The organism is Mesorhizobium sp., from assembly GCF_005063415.1.
Classification (GTDB): Bacteria; Pseudomonadota; Alphaproteobacteria; order Rhizobiales; family Rhizobiaceae; genus Mesorhizobium.
Genome location: NZ_SUEG01000216.1, coordinates 735 through 6358 on the forward strand (window position 1 = coordinate 735; position 5624 = coordinate 6358).

Here is a 5624-nt window from a genome sequence, read left to right on the forward strand (position 1 = left end):
GGTCATGCCCAGCCAGCGATAGCGGCCGGGACCGATCTTCTGGCCGAAGATCGGCGGCAGGATGGAGGCTGCGAGGCCGCCGAAAAAGATAATTGCCCAGATGGCTATGAAGATCGTGAAGAACAGATCGTCGCTGTTGAACGGCGGCTGCTGGTTGCGTTCGCCGCGCGCCTCCAGCTCTTCGGGATTGCCTTCCAGCACCATGATCATGTCGTCGACGGCCTTGCTGATGCCGCCGGAGAAATCGCCGGCACGGAAGGCCGGCACCATGTCGTTTTCGATGATCAGCTTGGTGTGCAGATCGGTCAGCGTGCCTTCCAGCCCATAGCCGACCTCGATGCGCATCTTGCGGTCGTTCGGCGCCACCAGAAGCAGGACGCCGTTGTTCTCCTTCGCCTGGCCGAGTTTCCAGGCGCGGAACAGCCGGTTGGCGTAAGGCTCGATCTCCTCGCCGTCGAGGCTGGGAATGGTCGCGACGACGATCTGGTCGGAACCCTTGGTCTCGAAATCGGCAAGCTTCTGCGTCAGCGTCGCCTCGGTCGCGGCATCGATGATGCCGGCATTGTCGACAACCCGTCCGGTCAGCGCCGGCAGTTCGGCGGCAAGGGCGGTGAGCGGGAGGAGGAGAAAGGTTAGAACGAAGCCAAAAAAAATCAGGCCGGCGTTTCTTCCCATCCCCCTCTGTGGGGAGATGGCCGGCAGGACAGAGGGGGGCGCGAAGGAATACAAAGCCAACAGGCCCAGGCTCAACAGGCGCCGTTCACCCGCCTTGCGTGGTGTTGGTGCCGAAATCGACCTTCGGCGGCTGCATCTTATCCTCCTCGATGGTGAAATTCGCAAACGGCTGGTTGCCGCGAAACCACAAGGTCGCCCAGATCACCGACGGGAAGGTCCTCAGCGTCAGATTGTACTCTCTCACTGCCTGGATATAGTCGCGGCGGGCGACCGTGATGCGGTTCTCGGTGCCTTCGAGTTGTGCTTGCAGTGCCAGAAAGTTCTGGTTGGCCTTGAGATCGGGGTAGTTCTCCACCACCGCAAGCAGGCGCGACAGCGCGCTGGTCAGGCCGGCCTGGCTGTCCTGGAATTTCTTGAAGGCTTCCGGATTGTTCAGCGTTTCCGGCGTCACGGTCACCTGCGTCGCCTTGGCGCGCGCTTCGACCACGGCGTCGAGCGTGTCCTTCTCGTGCGCGGCGTAGCCCTTGACCGTGTTGACAAGATTGGGGATGAGATCGGCGCGACGCTGGTATTGATTCAACACCTCGCTCCATGCGGCCTTGGCGTTTTCCTCAGCTGTCGGGATGGTGTTGTAGCCGCAGCCGGCAAGCAGCGGCAGCATGACGGCCACGACCAGGAACGCAGCTAAATTACGGAAGATTGGCGGCGAAGAAAGGCGCTGGGCAAGCATGATAAGGTCCCCTCGATAGCATTGGCAGGCGAAGCATTAGCACAATCCTTGCGTAAGAAAATGACTTCGGCCGAGAAGTGTTACTGGTTTCTGCCATTCACCGTCGGGCCCTGTGACAGACGAGGCGAAAGGGTTAAGCTCGGCATGAAACGGGACATCACCATGGCGAAACGCCACGACAGCGACGCGGAATCGCGCCGCATCATCGAACGGGTGGCGCGCGAGACCGACCCGGGCGGCGCCTCGTTCCTCGCGCGAACCGCCAGAGGGGCGCGCGACCACGTCACCGCGGCCGATGCCGACCGGTCGGACCCGATCGAATATTGGGGCACCCGCATCGGTCGCGCAGCGGGCTTGCTTATTGCCATCGGCCTGTTGATCTGGCTCGTGCTTTTCGTCACCAGGGGCAGTTAGGAAAAATCAATGAGTGCCGAAAAAGCCGACGCGCCGCGCGCGGTCATCGTCGTCTCCAGCCATGTCGCACGTGGCTCGGTCGGCAACCGTGCCGCCGTCTTTGCGCTGGAGACGCTCGGCTTTTCGGTTTGGGCGGTGCCGACCGTCATTCTGCCCTGGCATCCGGGGCATGGCCGGGCCACCCGCATCGTGCCGCCGCTGGACCAGTTCAAGGCGCTGATGACCGACCTCGAGCGCGCGCCGTGGCTGGGCGAGGTCGGCGCCGTGCTGTCCGGCTATCTCGGCGAGGCTGGCCAGGCCGAAGTCGTCGCTTCGCTGGTCGGTGCGGTCAAGGCGAAGACGCCGGACGCCCTCTATATCTGCGACCCGGTGATGGGCGATTCGGGCGGGCTCTACGTACCTGAGCCGACCGCAATCGCCATGCGCGACCGGCTGATGCCGATCGCCGATATTGCCACGCCCAACCGCTACGAGCTGGAATGGATGGCCGGAGCGCCGCTGCCCGACTTGAAATCGGCAATGGCTGCAGCCCTGCAAGCCGGCCCGCCGGCCATGCTGGTCACTTCGGCGCCAGCGATGATGGCCGGCGGCACCGGCAATCTACTGCTCACCGGCAGAGAGGCGCTGCTTGCCGAACACCGGCTCATCGACAAGCCGCCGAATGGGCTCGGCGACCTGACGGCGGCCGTCTACCTGGCGCGGATCCTGTCCGGCCAGCCGGCCGCCAAGGCGCTGCAATCGACCACGGCAGCGGTCTACGAGATCCTGGCGCGCACCGCCAAGCGCGGCGGCGACGAATTGCAGCTCGAGACCGATGCCCAGAGCCTGTCGCAACCGATGGCGATGGTACAGCTTCGCCATCTCCTGCATCCGGAACGGGACCGCCGGGCGTGAGGCAGGCCGAAGACGCGGCGCCCCAGGATGATGCGCCCAAGGATGTTGTGCCCGATCATGTTGTGCCTGGGGATGTTGCGCCCAGGGTTGTGCCCAGGGGTGTGGTGCTTGTCGGCGTCGACGGTTGCAAGGCCGGCTGGATAGCCGTCTGCCGCGGTCCCGGTGCGGCACCGTCGACAGCCGTTTTCCCAAGCTTCGCGGCGTTGCTCGACCGACTGCCCGCCGCCGCGATGGTAGCGGTCGATATGCCAATCGGCCTGCCCGATTTCTCCCAAAGAGGCGGTCGCGGCCCGGAGGCGCTGGTGCGGCCGCTGCTTGGGGCCCGGCAGTCCAGTGTCTTTGCCATCCCCTCTCGCGCCGCGCTCTACGCGGAGATCGAAGCCTTCACCACAGTCGACGCCTGGTACGCCGCACATCGCAAGGCAAGTGAGGTGGCCAAGACGACATCAGGTCCGCCGCGCGGCGTCTCGATCCAGGCCTTCGGCATCTTCGCCAAGATCCGCGAGATCGATTCGCTGCTGATCGCGCGCCCCGAACTGCGCAGCCGCGTCTTCGAATCGCATCCGGAAGTTGCCTTCTGCAAACTGAACGGCGACCGGGCGATGCGCCTGCCAAAGAAGATCAGGGGCAACATCAATCCGGCCGGCATGGCCGAACGCAAGGCGCTGCTTGCCCGGCATGGTTATGGCCAGGATTTTCTCGACCAGACGCCGCCGCGTGGCGCGGCCGCCGACGACTTCCTCGATGCCGCGGCGATGATGCTGATTGCCGGACGCATCGCCAGAGGCGAGGCAATGCCGTTTCCGGATCCGCCGCTCGCCGATCGTTACGGCATTCCCGTCGCCATCTGGGCCTGAGGACCAAGGCTAACATTTTGGGCAGCATGCGTCAGGAGCGTGATCTGAGCGCCTCGTTGAGCGCCCACATATCCTTCTCCTCGGGCGCGGTTTCCAATCCGAACACGGGAATTTGCTTGCGCAAATGGTCGTGGTGGGTGCGCACGCCATATTCGAGATCGGAAAAGTAAAAACCTCCGAAGGCTTCGGACAGCATGGATTCGTTGGACCATATCGAAAGCTGCACATCCTCAGCCAGCGTGTCGCGGTCGATGCGGTAGGATAGGTAGCGGGCAGCCGCCTGCTCCCTGGTCTCGTCGCGATAGCGGTAGATGGCGCCGCGCAGCAGCGTCTCACCCGTCGACAGCGGGAATTCCTGATAGAACTGCACCGATTCCGGCATGATCGACAGCGCGTTGTTCGGGAAGATGCCGTAGTAGATCCAGGCCTTGCGCAGGTGCTCCGGCAAGTGCTTCGCCTCGGGTGCGAGCTTGATGTATTGCGCGACGCTCCAGCGCCGTCCGGCATGCGGATTGTAAGTGGCGAACGAGCGCGACACGCCGTTGACGAACGGCTCGTCGAAATAGGTCGCGCCGTAAAGATCCTGCAGCGCCGGATGCGCCATGGCGACGTGGTAGCCTTCATTGTCGACGTCGCGCACCGACTTCCAGTTGACCGGCGTCTTTTGGGTCCAGATGCCCCAGGACGGCACCATCTCGGCGACGCCGTAATGAGCAATCTCGGCTTCGATCGGCTTCAACAGCTCGGCCACCGATGGCTGCGGCCCACCCTTGCGGAAACGGACGAAGATGAAGCCCATCCAGATTTCGAGCTCGAGCGGCATCAGTCCGAATTCGGTCTTGTCGAGGTCGGGGAAGGAACGCGGGCGGGCAGCACCGCGCAGCGTGCCGTCGAGATTGTAGACCCAGCCATGAAAGGGACAGACCAGCGCATTCTTGCAAGTGCCCCGGCTGTCGGCAACGACGCGACTGCCGCGGTGGCGGCACATATTGTTGAAGGCGCGCACAACGCCATCCTTGCCGCGCACGATCAGCGCCCGCTCGCCGACCACATCCATCGTCAGATAGTCGCCGGCGTTCGGCACGTCGCAGACATGGCCGGCGATCTGCCAATGGTTGCGGAAGACGTGCTCTTTCTCGAGTTCGAGCAAGGCGTCGGAATGATAGCTCCAGCCCGGCAGCCCCCGCCGATCCCAATCGTTGGGGATTGCCACGTCACGCAGATGCGGGTTCATAAAAGGCTCTTTATTTATTGAATGCTCGTTCAATAAAAGCATATTTTCCATTGAAATGCAATGGCTTGCGAAAATGGGGCGAATTCTTGCCGGGAAATCGAGCGGGATTTGAGAGCCGAGTCCGAACGGTCGAAGCCGGGAAAATCCCGGGAATTCCAGACGTTAATCCCCTCACGCTTGTTGAGCGCCCGACGCTCTGTGGGCCTGGAAAGGCGACGTGGATCTGGTGCCGTGGATAGCGGAAAGCGAGCACAGAATGCCACCGGTGCTGCCAGCTACGCCTGATCGGTTTGCCCAGGAATGGCCGCGGGCTTGGTTTCATGCCGGTTACACAATCGTTAATCCATCATCGTTGGCCGGTTACAAGGTGCGATTAAGTTCGTTTCAACAGGGAAAAGAAGAAGACCGAAGGAAACGACGATGCGTACGAAAATCCAGATCACCGATACCGACCTTCGCCAGCAGGGTCCCCAGCGTAACGACCGGCGCCCGAAGCTGGCGCTGCGCCAGCGCGCCAGTGATCATCCAATGGCGATGTTCATGCTGCTCGCGGCTGCCGCATTTGCCGGCATGGCGTTGACGCCGACCGTCGGTCCGGCCTTCGCCTCACTGAACCCGCCGGCCAACCTCATCGATGGCGCGACGACCACCACCAAGACGGCGCGCCTGCCGATGCCGGAGATCGATTTTGCCTGCAAGGGGCAGGCCTGGGGCGCAGAGAGCCTGGACTGCCTGCGCGTCATCGCCGCCCAGTCGGGCAAGGCACGGCCGGTCCGCATGATCGCCAATGCTCGAAAAACCGTTCAGCACGCTGGACGTG

7 protein-coding genes are annotated in these 5624 nt (G+C 63.1%); 4 read left to right on the forward strand and 3 right to left on the reverse strand.

Going from position 1 to position 5624, the window contains the following annotated elements:
• Positions 1 to 675 (reverse strand): YgcG family protein (locus E5W70_RS30025; protein WP_292664906.1); only part of this gene is annotated, 675 nt, incomplete at its 3' end.
• Between the two features lie 85 nt (positions 676 to 760).
• Positions 761 to 1405, reverse strand: coding sequence for a LemA family protein (locus tag E5W70_RS30030; RefSeq protein WP_292664907.1), 645 nt, complete (start codon positions 1403 to 1405; stop codon positions 761 to 763).
• Between the two features lie 162 nt (positions 1406 to 1567).
• On the opposite strand from E5W70_RS30030, the gene E5W70_RS30035 reads away from it, so the two are divergent.
• The 3 genes from E5W70_RS30035 to E5W70_RS30045 all read left to right on the forward strand — a co-directional run bounded on the left by E5W70_RS30035 (position 1568) and on the right by E5W70_RS30045 (position 3570).
• Positions 1568 to 1819 carry a hypothetical protein gene (locus tag E5W70_RS30035; protein WP_292664912.1) on the forward strand — a complete coding sequence of 84 codons (252 nt, stop codon included), beginning with the start codon at positions 1568 to 1570 and terminating at the stop codon, positions 1817 to 1819.
• 9 nt (positions 1820 to 1828) lie between these two features.
• On the forward strand, positions 1829 to 2713 hold the full coding sequence (gene pdxY / locus E5W70_RS30040; RefSeq protein WP_292664908.1) for a pyridoxal kinase PdxY: 885 nt from the start codon (positions 1829 to 1831) through the stop codon (positions 2711 to 2713).
• Positions 2714 to 2814: 101 nt separating this feature from the next.
• On the forward strand, positions 2815 to 3570 hold the full coding sequence (locus E5W70_RS30045; protein ID WP_292664913.1) for a DUF429 domain-containing protein: 756 nt from the start codon (positions 2815 to 2817) through the stop codon (positions 3568 to 3570).
• Positions 3571 to 3601: 31 nt separating this feature from the next.
• Here the strand turns inward: E5W70_RS30045 and E5W70_RS30050 are convergent, their stop codons facing one another.
• Positions 3602 to 4804, reverse strand: a complete 1203-nt coding sequence (locus E5W70_RS30050; RefSeq protein WP_292664909.1) for an aromatic ring-hydroxylating dioxygenase subunit alpha — start codon at positions 4802 to 4804, stop codon at positions 3602 to 3604.
• A gap of 420 nt (positions 4805 to 5224) precedes the next feature.
• On the opposite strand from E5W70_RS30050, the gene E5W70_RS30055 reads away from it, so the two are divergent.
• Positions 5225 to 5624: hypothetical protein (locus E5W70_RS30055; protein ID WP_292664910.1), on the forward strand; the 400-nt coding region annotated here is incomplete at its 3' end.